We start from the raw sequence: 19723 nt of genomic DNA on the forward strand, positions 1-19723 counted from the left end.
CAAAGTCTGTTCCCTTTATAACCTAATTTTTTACATTTCAAGGGTTATTTTTAGCACTGCCTACTCAGCATAACTGCGGCTTGGTGTTGATTTGCAGTTAATCCTCTGCTACACCCATAAGCTCTTTCATCAAATCCAGACCTTTCTTGACTCTACGGGAAACCGTTACAACACTGATTCCCAGATGTTCTGCAACTTGTTTTTGTGTCAAGTCTTGTAAAAATACACATTCCAACACATCGCGGGTGCGTTGTTCAAGCTGAACCAATGCTTGTTGCAAGCGAAGTTGGTCTTCTTGTGCCAATTGAAAGCTGCGATAGTGAGGATCTGGAACCAATTCTCCCAAACAGGTAGAGCCTTCTTCTCCATCTTGGATTGGCACATCAAGGCTCAAGGGAGCACGATTTACCCATGCTAATTTAATTTCTTGCCATTCGTTTGGAGAAATTTCCAGTGCAGTTGCTAATTCGGAATCTGTTGGTTGGCGATTATGCTTTTCACGCCAAGAACGTGACACTCCTATTGCTTGCTGTTGTAGTGCTAACCACTTCCGAGGAATTCGCACCGTGACACCTTTATCTCGGAGATAGTGTTGAATTTCACCCCGAATATAGGGAAGAGCGTAGGAACTAAAGGCATGTCCTTTGGAAAGTTCAAATTTTTCAATAGCTCTGATTAAACCCAAACATCCAACCTGAAGCAAATCATCGTAGGTTTCATGACATTGATTCGTCCAATAGTGAGCTTCTTTTCTCACAAGTCCAAAGTTGAGTTTTACCAGCTGATTGCGAACATTTTCTGACCGAGATTGCTGATATTCTCGCAACAACTGCCAAATTTCATGTTTTAGTTCATTGGTGACTGTGGTAGGCATAGCACCGTGTTTATTGAGTAAATTAATAACCAATTACTCACTTTTAAACTTAGCTGCGATCGCACAATATCAAAGATAATATCGGACTATATGTCATCGCAAAATTCTATGGAAAATAACAAAATTTTCCTAGAAAAAATTCCATAGAGTTGCTTGACAATCGAGCAAAATTTAAATGGGCGAAATCGTTATTGATCTTTGGTATGCTCTGTAGCTGTTTTTAGAACTACATAGAAATAAAATATAAAATTAATTACTATATATCAAACCGAGATTTTACTTAACTTTAATTAATTAATGCTCAACCTAAGTTTATAGAAACAAAACAACATTAGTCACGATATTTGTGGATAAGCAAAAATTTGATTTCCAGTATAATTACGTGTCTCTTCAACCGAAACTCATCCAATAATTAAAAATTACTAATAATATTTAGAGATTAATATGTATATTTACGCAAATCAATAAGAAAAGGGCAACATGCCCTTTTTTGTACTTAAGTTTATAGTCTTTTAATGAAACAGAAAAGGTTAAAGAGTACGGGGTAAACTGGGTAAAGGGATGAATTAAGTCGCCCATAAAAACGAGGTATCAACCTTTTCCCAATTGCAATGATTATTTCATCCACAATTTTGCTTGGCTTTAACCTTTCCCTGTTTGCAAAAAACCTATTTACCCCCCTCAAAAAAGGCAGGGCTGTTTCATTCTTTCAAAGCCTCCTGAAAAGCTGGGGACAAGGGAAGGAAGAATTTTTCTTTTGTCTCCCCTTGAAACTTTGTCTCTTTTCGTCTCTGTACGGCTTCTATAGAAATGAAACAGCCCTGAAAATGGGGGCAAAGAAGTTAACTTTGGTGATGAAACCTGATGCACACAGAATTGTAGTTCTGAATGCTACTCAGTTACCTAACTCCAGAGAATTTAGGCACGAGTCGGTTCAACCCTTGCAAAAAATAGACCGCGAATCTTGACTTCTTTAGGTTCGCCAGCACCTAAATCTGTATCAGATGGCTGTTCGCTCTCGAAAGTACCAGCAATTTCACCACTAGAGCTATCGATTTTAGCGATTTGCAGAGAAATCTTGCCATTAAGATTTTCAGCACGCTTAACGTTAGTGCGGGTAAGTTCTTCATCATCGGCTTGGGCGGGGAGAGCCACAGCATTATCGTAGCCACTGACGACACCGCGACCCTTGGGATCTAGGAAGGCAGCACCACGATAGGAAGGAACTTTGAAGGTGCCTTCAAAGTCCGTGGAGGTGTTAATAGTAGTCAAACCGGATTGGGTTTGAGCAACCAAGTTTTTGATGGTGAACAGGAAAGGTACTCGCTCACCACCAGGAAGTTGCACAGTGATGGCTTGGAAGTCAAGACCATCAGTTTCCACAAAGGTCAGGCTCTTATCTGAGTTGATTTTTAGGTTGCCTTGCACCTGGTCAATAGTGGAAGTGTATCTGGTCAACAATTTGCCAGCGACAAATTCTGCTTCTTGCCGTTTATTAGCAGGTTCTTCTTTGATGAAGAAGCTAGTTGGTTCTAAGCAAAGTTCTTTAATGGCATAGGACTGGCTAGAATCAATGGGAATAGAGCCACGTCTTGTTTCTGCTAGTTGGGGGCATTTGTTCGCCAAGCCAGTGCCGCGAATTTGATCGTAAGTGAGTACATCTCTACTACTAGTAGCAGGAGCATCACTACAAGCAGTTATTAGCCCCAGGCACAAAGCCAAGAATGCAACAATTAAAGCGCGATACCTCATGGTCAACCTCAATCTCAAAAATTAATATCTAAGTTGTAAAACTGCATCGAAGCTTTGATCTCTGACGAGAAGCCATCCTCTTTTGGACACTGCATTGCTCTAATTGCAAGAGTTGAAACAAGTGTCCGGGCGTATTAGGTTGGAAGTCGCCGCTCAAACTTTTCTCTGCTAAACGTACTTAAACGTTTCGCTCTCTTGAGCTTGGGGTGTAAGAAGCCCCAGACTAAGTAGCACACTGCATCCATTTTGGATGTGTGTAACTAAGGGAGCAAAAAACCAGCAGTTTGACTGTTGGTGGCATTTGTTAGGGTTGGACGCGTAGATGAGTAAGCCCTACACAGAGTCGCATAAGTGCTTGCCTCAATAAGCACGAAGAGAGGAGTCTACTTCGCACTTTGCTCTTGCCTGTAGCAAAAGCAGCGTCGCCCAAGTCTTTTTGTATTATGTATGTGACGCTACTACATACAGCCCATTGTTTGATGGGGAAATCAGCCAGATCATACGATTTTTTTTAACTCAAAATCAAAGTACTCAAAATCCAAGAAAGTCTTGTCCTGATCACATCTAGCTGCCGTAGAGGCTATGTTAAACTTTACCGCTCCCTTTTAGGAGCGATCGCAATTGTCTTTAATAAAGATACAAATCTAGTTATATTCACCGCTCAGAGAAATCTGCACAAAGCTACCTAAAAGTACTCATTGCCGAGACTTCTACGTTGGTAATTTTAGTCCAAATGTCTAAAACTACGGGTATAAACGGCAATCCACGCCAGTCGCCTCAACTCTTGGAACCCCTGCACAGCGCTGGCTTTGCTATTCCTTTAAAAACATTGGGAATTACTTCTTAACACCTCGGCTTTGCTCGGCACAAGTCGCTCAGTGATTCAACTTGTCGAAGTTGTCTTGGCTAGCAAATAGATAAAGTACTGCTTACCATCCGATTTGACAGCGGCTTTAATCTCTAAAAATTTTAGCAGAATATTAAGATTATTTTCTTTTTCTGATTCTGAGGCTATTACAGCTACTCAAAATAGGTAGTAATGGGCTAGCCGCAGAGTTTCTGGTGTAGAGTAATAGCTAATAAACAGTGGCAAACTAGGGAAAATTAAAAATCTCCGGTAAATTTGAGTTGACCTCATTTATACGGAAAGGGTGGAATGAACGATCAGAAAAATCTTGAATCAGGGGAGTTGTCCTGTAAACTGCAAGCAATCGCAACTGTGGTGTATGATGCAGTTCAGGGTTATGAAGACGATACTGTAGCTCTTTTGGCAATGCTTAGGCAATTGGAACAGTTACATCGAGAGATCCGGGATGGGGTTTTTCAAGAGAGTTTGCCTGTTAACCGTCAGCAACTCTACTCACTGCTGAAAGATATTGAGTCTGAGGGAGGTTGGCCTTATATTGAGCGCATGAGATTACAAGCCTTTTTGGCGAATTTGCCCCAAGAGGCTCCCGCAGAAAATAGCCATGAAGTTTTGGAGGGCGATCGCTCCTTTGGCTGATCATCTCGAAAATTATTTTCTAGCTTTGAATTAACAACTCTGATCGCCTCATCAACCGCTAAACCAAGAGCGGTTGCTGATTGAGGCTTCAACTTAATTCATAATTATAAATTAATAATTATTCATAAATTAAAAAGGGTTTGTACTGGTTATGCCATCACAAAGAAGGCGATCGCGTTCTTCAAGATTGCGGTTGTGCTTGAGGTAATCACCCACCCAATCGCAACCACGAACAAGCAGATCATCAAGATGTAAATTCCACAGAATTATCGTATTGTCATCACTAGCTGATGCTAGTGTTTGACCATCTGGGCTAAAACTGACGCTTAACACTGGGGCGCGATGCCCATTGAGACTTTTAATTAATTTGCCTTCCCGACTCCAGAGTTTCACTGTACTGTCCCAACTGGCGGCGGCGAGGAATTCACCATTGGGACTGAAAGTTACAGCATTGACGCTATCGCTGTACCCTTTTAATAAGGTTTTTAACAACGTACCATCCCGTCGCCATAGTTTCACGGTGTTATCCCAACTGGCTGAAGCCAGCAACTCGTCAGTGGGACTAAAGCTGACACTTAACACCCAGCTGTCATGGGGCGAGAAAGTTTTGAGCAAAGTACCATCTCGCCCCCAGAGTTTCACAGTTTGGTCATCACTGGCAGAGGCTAGAACCTGACTATCAGGACTAAAATTCACGCTATTTACCCAACCCTGATGCCCCACTAAGGTTTTGAGCAACTTGCCCTCACGGTTCCAAAGTTTCACCGTTTTATCTTTGCTAGCTGATGCCAAAAACTGACCATCAGGGCTGAAATTCACGCTCATCACACTATCGCTATGCCCGTGGAGAGTCATAATTAAAGTACCGTCAAGCCGCCAAAGTTTCACAGTTTTGTCATAACTTCCTGAAGCCAGCATTTCACCTTTGGGGTCAAAACTGACACTAGGAACTTTATCTGTGTGCCCCACCAAAGTTTTGTAAAGTCGGGTTTTGACCTCGCCACTACTGGTGTATCGTCGCCAAAGTTTGACAGTGCGATCGCTACTACCAGAAGCTAGCATCTGACCATCAGGACTCCAAGCAACGCTCAAAACTCGCTTCTGATGCCCTTGAAGAATAGACGGTGTTGGGGCATCTAAACTCCATAGTTTTACGCTTTTGTCATAACTTCCTGAAGCTAGTAATTTGTTATTTGGACTGAAAGCTAAACTGACAACAGCATCACTGTGTCCTTTGAAGGTTTTGAGTAAGGTACCAGTGCTACTCCAGAGGTTTATGGTATTGTCTTCACCTGCGGAAGCTAACTTTTTACTATCGGAACTAAAGCTTAAACTCCACACTGTACTGCTATGCTGCCGTAAAGTTTTGTAAAGAATAAAGTCAAAACCGTCTTTAGTGCTGTTATTCTTCCGCAGCCAAAGTTTCACTGTCTTATCTCGACCTGTTGACGCCAACAGTTTGCCGTCGGGGCTGAAAACAGCTACAGTCACACCCTGCTGATGTCCCTGTAAAGTTGTGACGAGGCTACCGTCCCGTCGCCAGATTTTCACTGTCTTGTCGTCGCTGGCTGAGGCGATAAATTGACCATCAGGACTGAAGTTTACCCAGTTAACCCACCCTTGATGTCCTCTCAGTATTTTTACTAAGCTACCGTCTTTGTGCCAGAGTTTTACGGTTGTATCCTTACTGCCAGTAGCTAACAACTCACCATCAGGACTGAAATTAACGCTGTAAACCCAATCTTTATGTCCTTTCAGGGTTTTATATGGCTTGGGGTCAAATTCACCCGTAATCGGGTTTTTGTGCCAGATTTGCACTGTTTTGTCGAGGCTGGCGGAGGCTAGGGTTTGACCATCTGGGCTGAAACTTACACAGGTGACAGCATCAGTGTGCCCTTTGAGGGTTTGGAGTAAGGTACCGTCAGGACGCCAAATTTTCACCGTCTGATCTCGGCTACCTGACGCTAGGGTTTGACCATCGGGGCTAAAAGTTACTCCCCAGACAATATCAGTATGCCCTTCCAGGCGGTTAGCTTCCGTTACCCCATAAACTGCCTGTTGCAGGGCTGTCACCACCCGCATTCGGGTATCTGACTGCACTCCATCTGCCTGTTTAAGTCCTCTCCAAGCCCGCAAACTTTCTAATAAAGCATCAAACTCTTTATTAGAGGCAAAAAGAGCTTCGCTAGCAGCAGTGATTCCACTAATCCTCAAGTTGGTTTCACTGCGTTCAGCTCGTACAGTTTGGCGGATTGCTACTCTTTTTTGCAAGTCGGCTTGCCACCATAATGCTGCTATTGTTCCTCCCATGATTGCCAGCACTGCGCCTGCTATCCGTGCTTCCCGCAGTCGCCGTTGCAATACCAAATTTAGTTGCTTTTGACTAAGTTTTTGGGCCACTTCAGCTCTAGTTTTTTCTAGTTTGACTTTTTCTAATTCGGCGACCATACCATAGTTATTTTTTTGGCGAATTGGTTCAACTAAATAATCGTGAACTAGCTGGTAGCGATCGCCTAATTCATCTCTGATTAGCAACACCAACCCCGAACCCACCAATATTTCTAAAATCAGTTCCCCAACTGTGTCAAAGCTTGATATTGTATCTATATCCTGATTATTAACTAATGTAGCTGCTAAATCAGCTTTAGTTTTTAACGGTCGCGTCCCCTTTTCATCAGTTAATTCAAATAATAATTTCCAGCTTAATTCTTCGTTCTCCTGACCACAGTCTTTGATAACTTCCCCAAGCCAGCGTTCCACCAATTTTGCCGAGCCACCGCAAAGCTTGTATTGTCCGAGTGTGGTAATGTTTTCTATTTGTAGTTGAGCACCTACTATTTGTAATTCGATTGGATGTACTTCGTCTAGTTCTCCTGTCAAATCCTGAACTAATCGGTTAATTAATTCATCACTCAGTTCATAATGGGAACGTTGAGTAAGACTATGAATTATGGCTTTAGCATCTTGGCTAGAAAATTTTCCTAAATAGTAGCGAATGTCCTTATCGAGAATATTTTTATTAATTACGCCTAAATCATATAGTCCAATACTATTTTTTTGGCTCAACCGTTCAAATTCTAATAAATGATGTAAATAATCTTCTCTTAATGAAAGAATAATTTTTACAAATGAGATATTTAAACATTCACTCAAAAATTTGTAAAATTCTATTCTTTGTGTGCGAGTATTACTAACAAAGAAAAATTCTTCAAACTGGTCTAATACAAGAATTATTGTACAATTGCGCTCGGCTGCTAACCGAATTCTTTCGAGCAGTATAGTAGGTGTAGAGTTCAGATTAACCGATATTTCTGTGTGTGCTAAGGCTTGGTTTATACTGCTTGCCAAGACTGTAATCCAATCAGTGTAAACAGACAAAACAATAGGTATAGGAATGCGTTCACCGATAACTTTTCCTTTCAAAGCTGGTACTAAACCAGCTTTGAGAATTGAACTTTTACCTACACCCGATGGTCCATAAATTACTGTGAGTTTGTAGTCAGCACGAGTAATTCTTTCAATCAAACGATTGACATCTTGCTGTCGTCCCGAAGCAGATATTTCTTGGGCAACTCCCTCAGGAATAAACGGTATTTTTTGAGGATCTAATGCTGGGTTAATTTTAGAGCGTTGCGGCTGCAACTGACTTGCCCCAATGAAAGCACGAAAGCCATACTGATGTTCTATTTGAATTTTTTCTTGCTTCAGCTTAAAGGCTTCTGTATAGTCACGACGCTCAAAAAAGTAAAGCGATCGCAATTCCTCTAAAATCTCTAGATAAAGTGATGGTTGATGTTGTAGCTCACAAACTACTTTCGCCCATTCCAAATTATTGATAGCTTCCTCCGACTTACCTAAATGCCGCTGTGTACGTGCTAGTAAGAGAAGATACCAACTTTCTTGTCCTCGTGTTTGCAAAGCATCTCGCAGAGAAACTTCTGTTGCTTCTTCGGAGATAGAAAGTGCTGTATTCGCTAATTCATGAGCCAGTACCCAATTCGACTCTGAAGCTGCCACATTTGCCAAAAAGCCATAATTTTGAGCAACTTGTGCAGGACTTCCATAAGTTTTATGTAGAAGTAATGACTTTTGAGCTAACTTTTTTAAGTCATCCCAAGCTTGTAAACGTTGCAGCATTTCACAAGCAGGCAAAATAAATTTAGCCACTAAGTCTTCTCTTTGTACTTCCTCCAATACTTCCAAGCATTGTTTAAACCACGAGAGAGCATGTTCGCAATAGCTACTATTATTATTCTGGTGTAAGTCTGCCATTCGGTGATAACACAGCCCCAGATGGAATAATACTATTGCTTGCTTCAGTAAAGATGAGGTGGGTAAAGAAGAATTACTCTCCCGCTCTGCTATTATCCTGATTTCCTGCTGCCATAATGCTAGGCTTCTTTGATAATTGGCTAAAGCACCATTAATTTGATCGTTGGCGTATTTATCTCGCCCTAATACAAATTCTAAACTAGCTTCTAATCCTGGTGTTAATTGAAAGCTATAGAGGCGCAGCAAATCATTACGGGCTGATTCTATTTCGTGGCGGTGTTGGGACTTAGGATCTAAATTTAGGGAGGCATTAGATAAAAATGTTTCAGCACCTGCTTCTAAAACTTTGGCGAATAGAGATTTTTCCTCTTGGTGGATCAAATCAATTAAATCTGCTTTTGTCATTTCAAATTTAATAGTGGTTGCAGCCCAACTTTTGAAATCAGGCGCTAATCTGGACAGTAATGATGCCACTTCATCTTGTAGCCACAATACCACTGGAAATGGAAAAGTTGCGGCATAGATATCTCGTGCTTGGTTGATACCTGTAAGTAAGTTTTCCAGGTCAATGGCTGACTCAATACCGAAAACCATAACAGCAGATGGCAAAGAGTCTGTAACGACGGCAGGATTATCTAGAAATAGTTCTGAGACTATTGTGCTGTGTAAGGAAGTAGTTGGTGGATTGAGAACGATTTCTTTGATATTGATGTCTTTAGTGATGGAGCGAATATTTTCTAACATTTGCTCACGTAATTGCTCATAGTTACACCGAACTAAAATCAGGGCAAATTGACCTTCTGAAAACGCGATCGCTCTAATCAGTCTTTGCAAAGTATGCTGATTTTCTTTGGTGTAAACGTGTAGCTGCTTATCATTAATCATTGGTTATTAGACATTGGGCATTGGTTATTGGGCATTGGGCATTGGGCATTAGTTATTAGTCCAATGGCAAACGACAAAGGACTAATGACAATTGACTCACCCTGCACTGTTACTTATTTTGTTGCCAAGCAAGGACTTTTTCTGTTTCTGCTAAAGCTGGACTGATGCCAAACCACCGCCCCAGAGGATCACGATATTCAAACAGATACATGCTTCGTAGTAAGCTCTGGTAGTCAGACTCACCTTTAACTCTCTGCTGCTGCACTACTTCAAACAATAATTCCCACTGGGATTCATCAATAGCTAATAGCAGATCGTCGCGGTAGTCCTTAATCACGGCTTCTAAGCAGTCCCTAGAAAAAGGTGGATCTTGTCGTTGCAGGCAGCTATAAAGTAAACCCAATAAATTACGAATGTGGCCACCGCTAACGCGACATAGACGATCTAAAGTTTGGGAGTGATCGAATAATTCTGTAATTAATAAAAGCCTTCCATTCAAAGGAACTTCAGGAAAAGCTCTTGCTAAGACTAACTGGCGCACTAGTGACATCCCTGGTTCGTAATCACTGCCATCTCTTTGTCGCACTAATACCATCGGCAGTACTTTTGGCGCAATCCCTCCCCCCAGGCGATTTTTTAGTGTCTCGTACTCATTGGAGAAAATTAACGTCAGGGGAATGGTGTAAACTAGGTGGCATTTGAGTCGGCGTAACTGTTCACCTCGGTCGATGAAGAGATATTCGGGTTGTGATCGCCCCGATGCTAAAGGACGCATATCCACTCGATCTAAATTATCCACAATCACTACCAGTCCTTTTTGACCCCGTAGCTTTAGCTGTTCAATAGCCTTTTCTAAAATTTCTTCGTTAATCGCTTGCAAAATACTACTGGTACGTGGTTCCAGATATTGCCTAAGTTGATTCCGCATCTGGCTGCTATCTTTGGTTTTGGCGGTAATTTTGGCAATACCCAAGGACAATTCTGCTTGTCCAGAAAGCTCTATGGGGCTTTGCAAAAAATCGCCTACTTCTTTAAACAAATTGGTAAAATAACCAGGTTTGAGTTTGATGTTAATCCCTTCTAAACTGGCACTGACTTGACGGGCTACACTCAGTAAAATATCGCTGACATCAATATCTGCCATATCTAAGTCTTGACTGGACTCAAAATAAACCACATGAAATCCCGCCAATTCTAGTTCTGTCTTCAGGCGCTGCAATTCCGTTGACTTACCGCAGCCAATGTGACCCGTAAATAACTGGCAGGTTGGCTCATCAGGAGAAATCCGGCAGATAGTCCGCTGCAATTCTTCGACAATTTTGCAACCACGGACATCAGCAAAATCTATGTAATACTGCCGATCTAGCACGTTACTTATATTAAGCGTGTAGCTTGGGTTACATGCTTTATAAAAACGTGACAAATTTAATGTCGTTTTCATGTATGTAGATGTGTGTGTAGATGTGTGTGTAGATGCAGTTTAATTCGTATTTTTTATACAAAAAATCTCTAGGCGGGATGGAGGCACACGATTAACTCGCAAGTTGGTAGTGTCTTGCAAGGGACAGTACTTGGTGCAGGATCACTGTCAGTAGCTGTCAGTAGTATGGTAGAGATTTAATTGACCCTAATAACCTTAAACATATCTGTCCTTTTTACACCTGCTATTGAGGTTTTGACAATCTCTAGCTTTTGTTTGACCTGGCACAAACCTTTATGGTTGAGTAAATCAGTAAAAAAGCTACTAGACTAGATGGTTCTCAGTTTGTATAGCTGATCAGGGAGAACTGGTATTAATTATAGCAAGCTATACAGAGATTTGGAAATACTTACATATCATTTAAAATTCTATTTGTCAAGAATACAAAATTATAAATATCTAAATTAATATTTTGTAATCTTTAGAGAAAAATATTTGATGATCACTTGTCAAAAAGACAACAGTCGGTTAAGACTAGACACCGGAAACTTTAATTGGAATGATGACTAGGGCCACGATCTTTGTGTTGTTACTGTAAAGTGTTACTAAAAATAAAAAAAGTCTGGAGGAGAGTGGCTAATAGATGCCAGCAGTGTTTACTGAAATTAATAATGATACAAGCGCATGAAGGAATTTGGACTGTAACCAGAAAGGGGTTTGAATGGCTGGCATAATATCAGTTTCCCGCACGGATCTAGCCCAGCGTCGTCAGAAATTACGTCGGCAGCGGCAGATGAGAATTATTCAGGCTATTTGGCGAACCTTTGCCATTACCGGTTTGGCGGGTGGATTGCTGTGGGTGGCAGTCCAACCAGTGTGGGTGCTAAAAACTCCCAAACAAATAGTGATGAAATCAGGCAATCAATTACTGTCGGATGAGACAACTCAGTCACTGTTGGTGCTATCTTACCCCCAGTCTTTGTGGCGGATTGAACCGGGAGTGATCGCTAACTCTTTGAAAAAACAACCGACTATTGCCCAAGCGATCGTTAGACGCCGCCTGTTTCCTCCTGGATTAATCATCGAAATCCAAGAACGAGTCCCTGTAGCGGTGACTCAAACACCAAATGTGCAAAATCAGGGTGCTAGCAACAAAAAAGTCATAATCGGCTTACTAGATGCAAGTGGGGTCTGGATGCCTTTAGAAAAATACACATCACTGAATCCCACAAGGAAATTACCGAATCTCAGAGTAATTGGATTACCAAAACAATACTGTCTCTACTGGACTCAGCTTCATCAAGCTGTCAGCCAAAGTTCTGTGAAAGTGATGGAAATTGATTGCCAAAATCCAACGAATTTAATTTTGAAAACAGAACTAGGAAATGTGCATCTCGGCGTTCCAGGCCCCTGGTTGTCTGAACAAATTAAGGTACTCGCCCAAATGCGCCATTTAACAGCAAAACTTAATTCTGGCCAAATAGAGTATATTGATCTGAAAAATCCGGAATTCCCATTAGTACAGATGAACCAAAAAGACCAAAAATTAACTCCTAAAATCCCTAAAAACATCTAGCATGTTTAATGTATTGAGCGCTCCTAGTAAATTAAGAAGCTTTATGCTGATAAATATATTTATTATTTTCAGTTTTCCAGCAAACCACACGAAAATCGGCATTAACTTCTAATTAAAATGAGAAGATCAATCATAAAGTCTCCATTGTGAGTAAAACACTCTCAATTGTGACCCTAACATCTAATGGTGGGATGCAAGATGTCGGACAATCTGATTATGGTCTATGGCGTGCAAAATGCCTTCTGCCCATACATTTCTTGACTAAACCCAGTGCGGAAAAGAGGAAAATGCTTGAGTTTTTCGTTAAGATTCAGACTCGCTTTTGGGAGGGCACTGATGAGAACGGTTTATGCCGCCATCCAAGTGCAGAGCCAAAAACGCTCTAGCTTTGGTCTGTTAAGGACACTTCCAAAGACAGTTTACCGAAGTTTCAATCTGTAACGGAAAATGCCACCCAAAGTTGCGTAAGCATTGCTTCTGGGCAATCAGTTTAGACTATTCTGTACCGTAATTCTTATTGGGTTACCAAACCTCTAGGAAAATCTTGATTTGTTGACCACACTAGTGGGGGTTCTCGTAAGATAGACTCTGGTTCCAACAAAGTGTCCATTAAGACCCCCCAAACAACAAATTAATCAGGTATAGTCTGACAAGTAAATTTTTACTTACTTCAACCTTAAAGATAAGTAAGTAGAAGGTAAATTTTGTGTTTAAAGTTGCAATCATTCCCAATGGTGAAACCTATTAACAATATTATTGAGGCAGATAAGATGCGTTGTGGCGTATCTTTACAAGCTATGTCCTCTGTTGAGAAGAATGAAGAGATTAATGTCTGGTTGAAGTTATACAGAACACTTTTAGATAAATGTTCAGTATACTTCTCTAGAATTGGCTGTGCGATCGGCTGCCTTAAAAGCTTATCCCATAGCAAATTTTCACACTGCCAATTCTGTTAGGCTTGGCAGTAGTGAAAACAATAAAGAACAGTGCCATAGTATTGTGGCAGTGTCAAACTATAGTTGACTCTTAAGTGAATAACACCTGAAAAAGTCGTTTATCTACCCTTTCACAAATCCAATGACACTTGATAATAACCAAGGACTTACCTATAAAAATGCCCAATCTACGGGACAGCCGGGGTTCTCGCTGGCAGTTAACTCGACCAATCCCTTTAATAACTCTGGGGTGAACTTTGGACCAAATCACGAAAATAAGAAGATTTTTGCGGAAAATAGCCGAATTGGCGAGATTGTTCCTGGCCGGGTTGCCAACATCAAAGTAATTGGTGTAGGTGGTGGCGGTGGTAATGCCGTTAACCGCATGATCGAATCTGATGTCTCTGGGGTAGAGTTTTGGTCAATTAATACTGATGCCCAAGCATTAACTCTGGCAGGCGCTCCCAGTAGATTGCAAATTGGACAGAAGTTAACGCGGGGTTTAGGAGCAGGTGGTAATCCTGCGATTGGTCAAAAGGCAGCTGAGGAATCACGAGACGAAATTGCTACAGCTTTAGAGGGAGCAGACCTAGTATTTATCACCGCTGGTATGGGCGGTGGCACTGGGACAGGTGCAGCCCCGATTGTGGCAGAAGTAGCAAAAGAAATGGGCGCTCTCACTGTTGGTGTAGTCACACGTCCATTTGTCTTTGAGGGACGCCGCCGCACCAGCCAAGCGGAACAAGGTATCGAAGGACTAAAAAGTAGAGTAGATACACTGATCATTATCCCCAATAACAAACTACTGGAGGTGATCCCCGAACAAACGCCTGTACAAGAAGCTTTTCGCTATGCAGATGATGTGCTGCGTCAAGGGGTGCAAGGTATTTCTGATATCATCACGATCCCAGGTTTGGTAAATGTTGACTTTGCTGATGTCCGAGCTGTAATGGCAGATGCGGGATCGGCATTGATGGGAATTGGCGTTAGCTCTGGTAAATCTAGAGCCAGAGAAGCTGCGATCGCAGCTATTTCTTCGCCGTTACTAGAATGTTCTATTGAAGGTGCTAGGGGTGTTGTCTTTAATATTACAGGTGGTACTGACCTGACTTTGCATGAAGTGAATGCAGCCGCAGAAGCAATCTATGAAGTAGTTGATCCCAACGCCAATATTATTTTTGGGGCCGTAATTGATGACAGACTCCAAGGTGAGGTAAGAATTACTGTAATTGCTACTGGATTTACAGGTGAAGTGCAAGCTGTACCACAACAAAGCGTGGCTAACGTTCGAGTCGCACCTAATACCTCGAAGCGACCAACAACACAGCAACCCCCAGTTAATCCCCCAACCTCAACTCCAACTCCAACCCCAACTCCAACTCCAACTCCAGAACCAAAAGAAAAACCTGGATTGGATATACCTGACTTCTTGAGAAACCGACGAACACCACGGAATTAAATGATTTTGGATTTGAGATTTTAGATTAAATTAGCAGTCTCAGGTTAGGCTGAGTGCTGTATAAAATCTGCTAGTTCCAGGGTTTTACCAAAAGCAGGGTAAGCAATTCGTTGCCATCCCCAATTTTGTTAATTGGTAAAGAAACATTGTTAACGCTACTTATAGAATGAACTTGGGCAGGAGTCTGCTGGCTCACATGTCCAAATGTGCTTTTGGAATAAAAAAACAGGAAGGCATGTCCGACTACAGATGCGACGCTGAACAGCCCGTGTAGACATCGCTACATCTACCCCCGCGATCCATTAAACTCATATTCGGTACAAGTAAATATATTTACTTAAAGAAAGTTGCGTGGGGAACTCGCCTATGCAAGCGTTGAAGGAAGTCTGTTTCTTGGAGAATAACGTGAGTTCGATGAACCTCTCCCAGACTTGAACTTTAGTTTAAGTTTGTCCTCTAGGAGTCAGAGAGGGACGTTTTGCGTAGTAAAATCTCTTTGAGGATATTTGAAAAGTCGCAAAGTATACTAGAAACCTCGCTGCCATTCCCCTCCCCAGAGGGAGAGAGGCTTTGAAATCCCCATTCCCGCACTTGATGCCGCAACTCTTAGAGACGCTCCGCTCTTGCGTTCGCCAACAGTAACATCGGGAAGGGGGTTAGGTTTGGCAGGTATTGCTGTTACCAACAATACTTTTCAAACATCCTCTTAGAGATTTTTTGATTCAGTTCATTAGGCGAATATCACATCAGCCGTCAAACTCACGTAGAATAAGACACGAAACAAAAAATAATTCTAAATTATTTTTTGCTTTTTAGTGTCTGTTCAATCCATTGAATAACCTGATGACCAAGGTGAGTACCATCTAGGCGATCAATCTCACGAATTCCGGTAGGACTAGTGACGTTAACTTCAGTTAGGTAGCCACCAATAACGTCAATACCCACAAAAATTAAGCCATCTTGGCGTAAGCGTTCAGCTACTTGGGTACAAATTTCATCCTCTCTTGGGGTAATTTCGGTTTGAGCCACTGTACCACCAGTTGCCATATTATTGCGAAAATCAGTTCCGCTAGAGAGGCGATTGAGCGCACCAATCGGTTCGCCATTCAGCAGGATAATTCGCTTATCTCCTTCTTTTGCCTCCGGTAGATAGGTCTGCACCATTACTGGCACTCGACCTTGGAGGGTACTGAGTTCGACAATAGAGTTAAAATTGCGATCGCCTGATTGCAAAAATAAAATTCCTTCCCCAGCTTTGTTACCCAGTGGTTTGAGAACCGCAGCTCCCTTTGCTTCGACAAATTGCCGGATAAACTGCTTATCAGCACTGACAATCGTTTCTGGAATCGCTTTGGTAAACTGGAGGGCGTACATTTTTTCATTTGCCCCTCGGATGCCACCGGGACTGTTAATCACCAGGGTTTTATTTTGGTCAATATAATCCAGAATGTAGGTGGCATAGAGGTAGGAATCATTGACTGGTGGATCTGTCCGTATAAATACGGTATCCATTGTCTCTAAAGAAGTAAAGGAGGAATCGCTCAACTTATACCAAGGATTGGCGGCTATCCAGCGTCCCTCTACCAACTGCACTGGTATAACTTCAACTCGCTGTAGTACAGCCCAAGCTTTGCTATCCACCACACTCAGCAGGTTTCCCTGAGTTACCCAGACTTCGTGTCCCAAGATTTGCGCTGCTTCAATCAGGGCAACACTGGTATCATGACACGGGTCAAGCTGATGGATGGGATCAATGATAAAAGCCAGTTTCACCCTTTATACCTCAATCACCAAGAAATTAAATGGTTATTCAATTATTATCTCTTGATGCTCTCACCAATTGACGTACATGTGTACTGCTGAGTAGAACCTAGAGGGTAAAGTCTTGTGGACAGATATGACTTTTGTGATAAAAAAGTCTGTAAACAAGGCAGCGTTCCTCTTCCTTCTAGAGTTGTTGCGACTGGCGGGTAATTTGCAGCGGCTTGTCGCTAGCGATCGCAAAACCTTCTGAATCTACACGCTATTGCTAGAAGTTAGTAGCTCATCGAGCTTGCCTTGACGGTCTAAAGCGTGGATATCATCACAACCACCAATATGTTCATCATTGATGAAAATTTGCGGTAAAGAACGGCGTCCATTTGCTCTTTGAGCCATTTTATTTCTGGCTACCTCATCTCCGTCAATACTGTATTCGATAAATTCAACCCCCTTGTTGTTCAGCAAACTTTTGGCACGGATGCAAAAAGGGCAAGTCCTCCAAGTGTAAATTTCTACGTTTGCAGCCATAATGTCCTCAACTTGATTTAATACTTCTTAATTTTAGAACTTTGCCACTTGCTGTAGCGGCTCTATCTCGTTTTGACTTTATCCTCAGAAGTGGCTAACTAAATTTGCCACATGAAGTTACTAGTACAGATGAATCCCTTCGACACATGCTACGCCAAGCTTGCTTCTTTGCAGGAGTACGCAAAGTTCAAAAATCAAAATTGCTAAAAAGCTAGCTTGTTTTAGAGGCTTTTTAGCGATTGTATAGCAAGCTTTAAGAGCTTGTCATTACCAACATTAAATAAATTTTGGGCTTCGTTGTCATCCCGCTTGGGAATAAATTCCGAGACTAATAGTTTGTATTCTTCTCAAGAGGACTAAATACAAGTTTTTAAGCCATGTAGATGCCTATCCTGTTAAAAGGGAAAATTTTGCATATAAACCTCATCTATGTTGAGAACCGTAGTTTTTGCCCTCAGCCTAAATCCCTCTCCCAAGTAGGGGGAGAGGGACTTGTTTCCGGCTCCCCTTCTCCCAATATTGGGAGAAGGGGCTGGGGGATGAGGGTTTTTTCTTTTCATAGGGAAAGAACTACAGTTTTCAAGGTGGACGCGGTTTAGAAGGAGTCTATAAAGGTATACAGTTTTGATCACAATCGCTTAAACTATAGTGGCAAAAGCTTTTTCAGTATATTTAGTCTATTTGAGCTTAGGGGAGTAGAAATGTTCTTTATCTTTAATAGCAAATGCCGTAGTCAATAAAACTACGGCATTTTTAACTGAAATACAAAACTTTAATTTCAGTATTTACCCACAGTCAACGGCATATTCAATTAGCTGGGCAAGGCGGTGACGTAAGGTTTCTAATCCCAAGCGCTGACTCGCAGAAATAAATACTGCTAAGGGAAATTCTTCCCTAGCTAGAGCCAGTGTCTCACCATCGGCTTCATCAATCTTATTAAAAACAACCAGCGCCGGGCCAGGAGTTATTGGCATTTGCGCCAAGATTTCCCTAACTGAGCGAATATGACGCAACCAAGCCGGGTGAGACAAATCCACCAAATGTAGTAGGGCATCGGCTTCTGTGACTTCCTCCAAGGTGGCGCGGAAGGCATCCATTAACGATGCAGGCAGTTCGTGTATAAACCCTACTGTATCTGTAATCAGAATTTCCTGATGTTCATCAGTTTCGCCATGAGGAATTACCAGACGGCGCGTGGTGGGATCGAGAGTGGCAAATAGCTGGTCGGCTGTATAAACTTCTGCATTCGTGAGAGCATTCAGCAAAGTGGACTTGCCAGCGTTGGTATATCCAACCAAAGCCACCGAAGGAACTTCTTGATGCTGCCGTCGCTGCCGTAACCGCGAACGATGGGCTTGCAACTGATCCACTTCTTTTTGCAGTCGGGAAATGCGCTGCCCAATGGCACGGCGTTCAGTTTCAAGTTTGGTTTCACCAGGACCACGAGTCCCAATACCACCACCTAATCGGGACATGGTGCGACCTCTACCAGCCAGTCGCGGCTGCATGTATTCTAGCTGTGCTAATTCTACTTGCAATTTACCAGCACGGGACTGAGCGCGTTGGGCAAAGATATCCAAAATCACTTCGGTGCGGTCAACCACCCGGATACCAATTTGCATTTCTAAGTTGCGGACTTGGGAGGGTGAGAGGTCGCGGTCGAAGACGACGAGATTGACTCCTAGTGTTTGGGCAGTTAGGGCAATTTCTTGCACCTTACCTTCGCCAACTACTGTCTGGGGATGAATGCGCGATCGCTTTTGTTGTATTGTCTGTAATACATCTCCCCCAGCGGTATCAACTAAACGTGCCAATTCCAATAGGTTGTCTTGGAATTGTAGGGGAGTCATCTCACTGGTCATCAGCCCCACAATCAGCACGCGATCGTGGTCAGCATCTACTTCCTGGGCGATAAATTCCCGCTGGAATTCCGCTTCCAGATTTTCTACCAAGTCTACTAAATCCTGGTCTGCCAGATCATCCAAGTCCAGAGGTGGCGATATATTCCAACTTGGAGATTGGATTTGGCTCTCCCCTACCTTGGGAGCAGCAGGACTAGTAATCAGGGTGCGAGATTCTTGGGGTGTCAGATGAGCCAGATAAGCTTCTTTGACGTACCCAGTCGAACCCCCTCCCCGCCGTGTAAATCCCGTTCCGGTAATGTTTAGGACAACTAGGGCATCTAAGCGTTGCAGTGCCATAGCCGTGAGCGCCGCCTCATTTGGCGGTTCTGGCTTCAGATGTGTGGCAATACAACGAATACCGCTGAGTCGTTCTGCACCGTAACGGGGCAATTCCAGCGGTGGTATTTGCGTTTGACGCGGTGTGCCTACCCCGACGCGAATCACTTGTCCGCGACGGTTGATGTAGGCGCACACAGGCTGATTGACTTCTGTGCTAATTGCCGCCAGACGCTGGGAAAACTCAGGCGTGGTGATGCGATCGCCTGGTATGCGCTGGTGATACAGCCGCTGTAGTTGTTTCAGCTGGCTGGACTTCAAACCTTGGAGATTTCCAAAAATAGTCTCTATAGGCGTTTATGACCAGTTAAATGGCCCCCCCAATCCTTATATGTCTATTTTACAACAGGGTTTAGGCTCCTATCTCTCTCCTTTGAGGGATGCATTGTGAATTAGTCGCGCATAGTTTTCATTTAAGGGTATTTTGGTGGTAGTGCTATGTACCCCGTCGAGCAATGGTTTCTATTCACACTGTCTCCGAATAAAGATAAATTTGTAGCGATCGCTTTTAATTTTA

Annotated in this window: 10 protein-coding genes; 3 read left to right on the forward strand and 7 right to left on the reverse strand. The window is 42.5% G+C overall.

Annotated features, from left to right (window positions below):
- Positions 1–97: 97 nt before the first annotated feature.
- Positions 98–874 (reverse strand): RNA polymerase sigma factor SigF, encoded by a 777-nt coding sequence (locus Q0541_RS12660; RefSeq protein ID WP_298910737.1) that lies wholly within the window; start codon positions 872–874, stop codon positions 98–100.
- A gap of 918 nt (positions 875–1792) precedes the next feature.
- Positions 1793–2626 (reverse strand): photosystem II manganese-stabilizing polypeptide, encoded by an 834-nt coding sequence (locus tag Q0541_RS12665; RefSeq protein WP_298910657.1) that lies wholly within the window; start codon positions 2624–2626, stop codon positions 1793–1795.
- Positions 2627–3782: 1156 nt separating this feature from the next.
- On the opposite strand from Q0541_RS12665, the gene Q0541_RS12670 reads away from it, so the two are divergent.
- A complete protein-coding gene (locus Q0541_RS12670) occupies positions 3783–4130 on the forward strand; it encodes a hypothetical protein (protein ID WP_298910660.1) in 348 nt (115 codons plus the stop codon).
- Positions 4131–4259: 129 nt separating this feature from the next.
- On the opposite strand, the gene Q0541_RS12675 is transcribed toward Q0541_RS12670, so the two are convergent.
- Both Q0541_RS12675 and Q0541_RS12680 read right to left on the reverse strand, forming a co-directional pair.
- A complete protein-coding gene (locus Q0541_RS12675) occupies positions 4260–9287 on the reverse strand; it encodes a hypothetical protein (protein ID WP_298910663.1) in 5028 nt (1675 codons plus the stop codon).
- Between the two features lie 109 nt (positions 9288–9396).
- Positions 9397–10728, reverse strand: coding sequence for a P-loop NTPase fold protein (locus Q0541_RS12680; protein ID WP_298910666.1), 1332 nt, complete (start codon positions 10726–10728; stop codon positions 9397–9399).
- 700 nt (positions 10729–11428) lie between these two features.
- On the opposite strand from Q0541_RS12680, the gene Q0541_RS12685 reads away from it, so the two are divergent.
- Positions 11429–12283 carry an FtsQ-type POTRA domain-containing protein gene (locus tag Q0541_RS12685; RefSeq protein WP_298910669.1) on the forward strand — a complete coding sequence of 285 codons (855 nt, stop codon included), beginning with the start codon at positions 11429–11431 and terminating at the stop codon, positions 12281–12283.
- Positions 12284–13360: 1077 nt separating this feature from the next.
- Positions 13361–14677 carry a cell division protein FtsZ gene (ftsZ, locus tag Q0541_RS12690; protein ID WP_298910672.1) on the forward strand — a complete coding sequence of 439 codons (1317 nt, stop codon included), beginning with the start codon at positions 13361–13363 and terminating at the stop codon, positions 14675–14677.
- Between the two features lie 798 nt (positions 14678–15475).
- Here ftsZ and gshB read toward each other — a convergent pair.
- The 3 genes from gshB to hflX all read right to left on the reverse strand — a co-directional run bounded on the left by gshB (position 15476) and on the right by hflX (position 19497).
- Complete coding sequence (gene gshB, locus Q0541_RS12695) at positions 15476–16450, reverse strand: glutathione synthase (RefSeq protein ID WP_298910679.1); 975 nt, start codon at positions 16448–16450, stop codon at positions 15476–15478.
- 243 nt (positions 16451–16693) lie between these two features.
- Positions 16694–16966, reverse strand: coding sequence for a glutaredoxin 3 (grxC, locus tag Q0541_RS12700; protein WP_298910682.1), 273 nt, complete (start codon positions 16964–16966; stop codon positions 16694–16696).
- 785 nt (positions 16967–17751) lie between these two features.
- Positions 17752–19497, reverse strand: coding sequence for a GTPase HflX (gene hflX / locus Q0541_RS12705; RefSeq protein ID WP_298910739.1), 1746 nt, complete (start codon positions 19495–19497; stop codon positions 17752–17754).
- Between the last annotated feature and the right edge of the window lie 226 nt (positions 19498–19723).

This window comes from uncultured Nostoc sp. (assembly GCF_937863485.1).
GTDB lineage: Bacteria > Cyanobacteriota > Cyanobacteriia > Cyanobacteriales > Nostocaceae > Nostoc.

Excerpts from the sequence above, each read along its gene's own strand:
- Q0541_RS12660 (WP_298910737.1), bottom strand. The coding sequence starts at position 874 with ATGCCTACCACAGTCACCAATGAACTAAAACATGAAATTTGGCAGTTG.
- Q0541_RS12665 (WP_298910657.1), bottom strand. The coding sequence starts at position 2,626 with ATGAGGTATCGCGCTTTAATTGTTGCATTCTTGGCTTTGTGCCTGGGG.
- Q0541_RS12670 (WP_298910660.1), top strand. The coding sequence starts at position 3,783 with ATGAACGATCAGAAAAATCTTGAATCAGGGGAGTTGTCCTGTAAACTG.
- Q0541_RS12675 (WP_298910663.1), bottom strand. The coding sequence starts at position 9,287 with ATGATTAATGATAAGCAGCTACACGTTTACACCAAAGAAAATCAGCAT.
- Q0541_RS12680 (WP_298910666.1), bottom strand. The coding sequence starts at position 10,728 with ATGAAAACGACATTAAATTTGTCACGTTTTTATAAAGCATGTAACCCA.
- Q0541_RS12685 (WP_298910669.1), top strand. The coding sequence starts at position 11,429 with ATGGCTGGCATAATATCAGTTTCCCGCACGGATCTAGCCCAGCGTCGT.
- ftsZ (WP_298910672.1), top strand. The coding sequence starts at position 13,361 with ATGACACTTGATAATAACCAAGGACTTACCTATAAAAATGCCCAATCT.
- grxC (WP_298910682.1), bottom strand. The coding sequence starts at position 16,966 with ATGGCTGCAAACGTAGAAATTTACACTTGGAGGACTTGCCCTTTTTGC.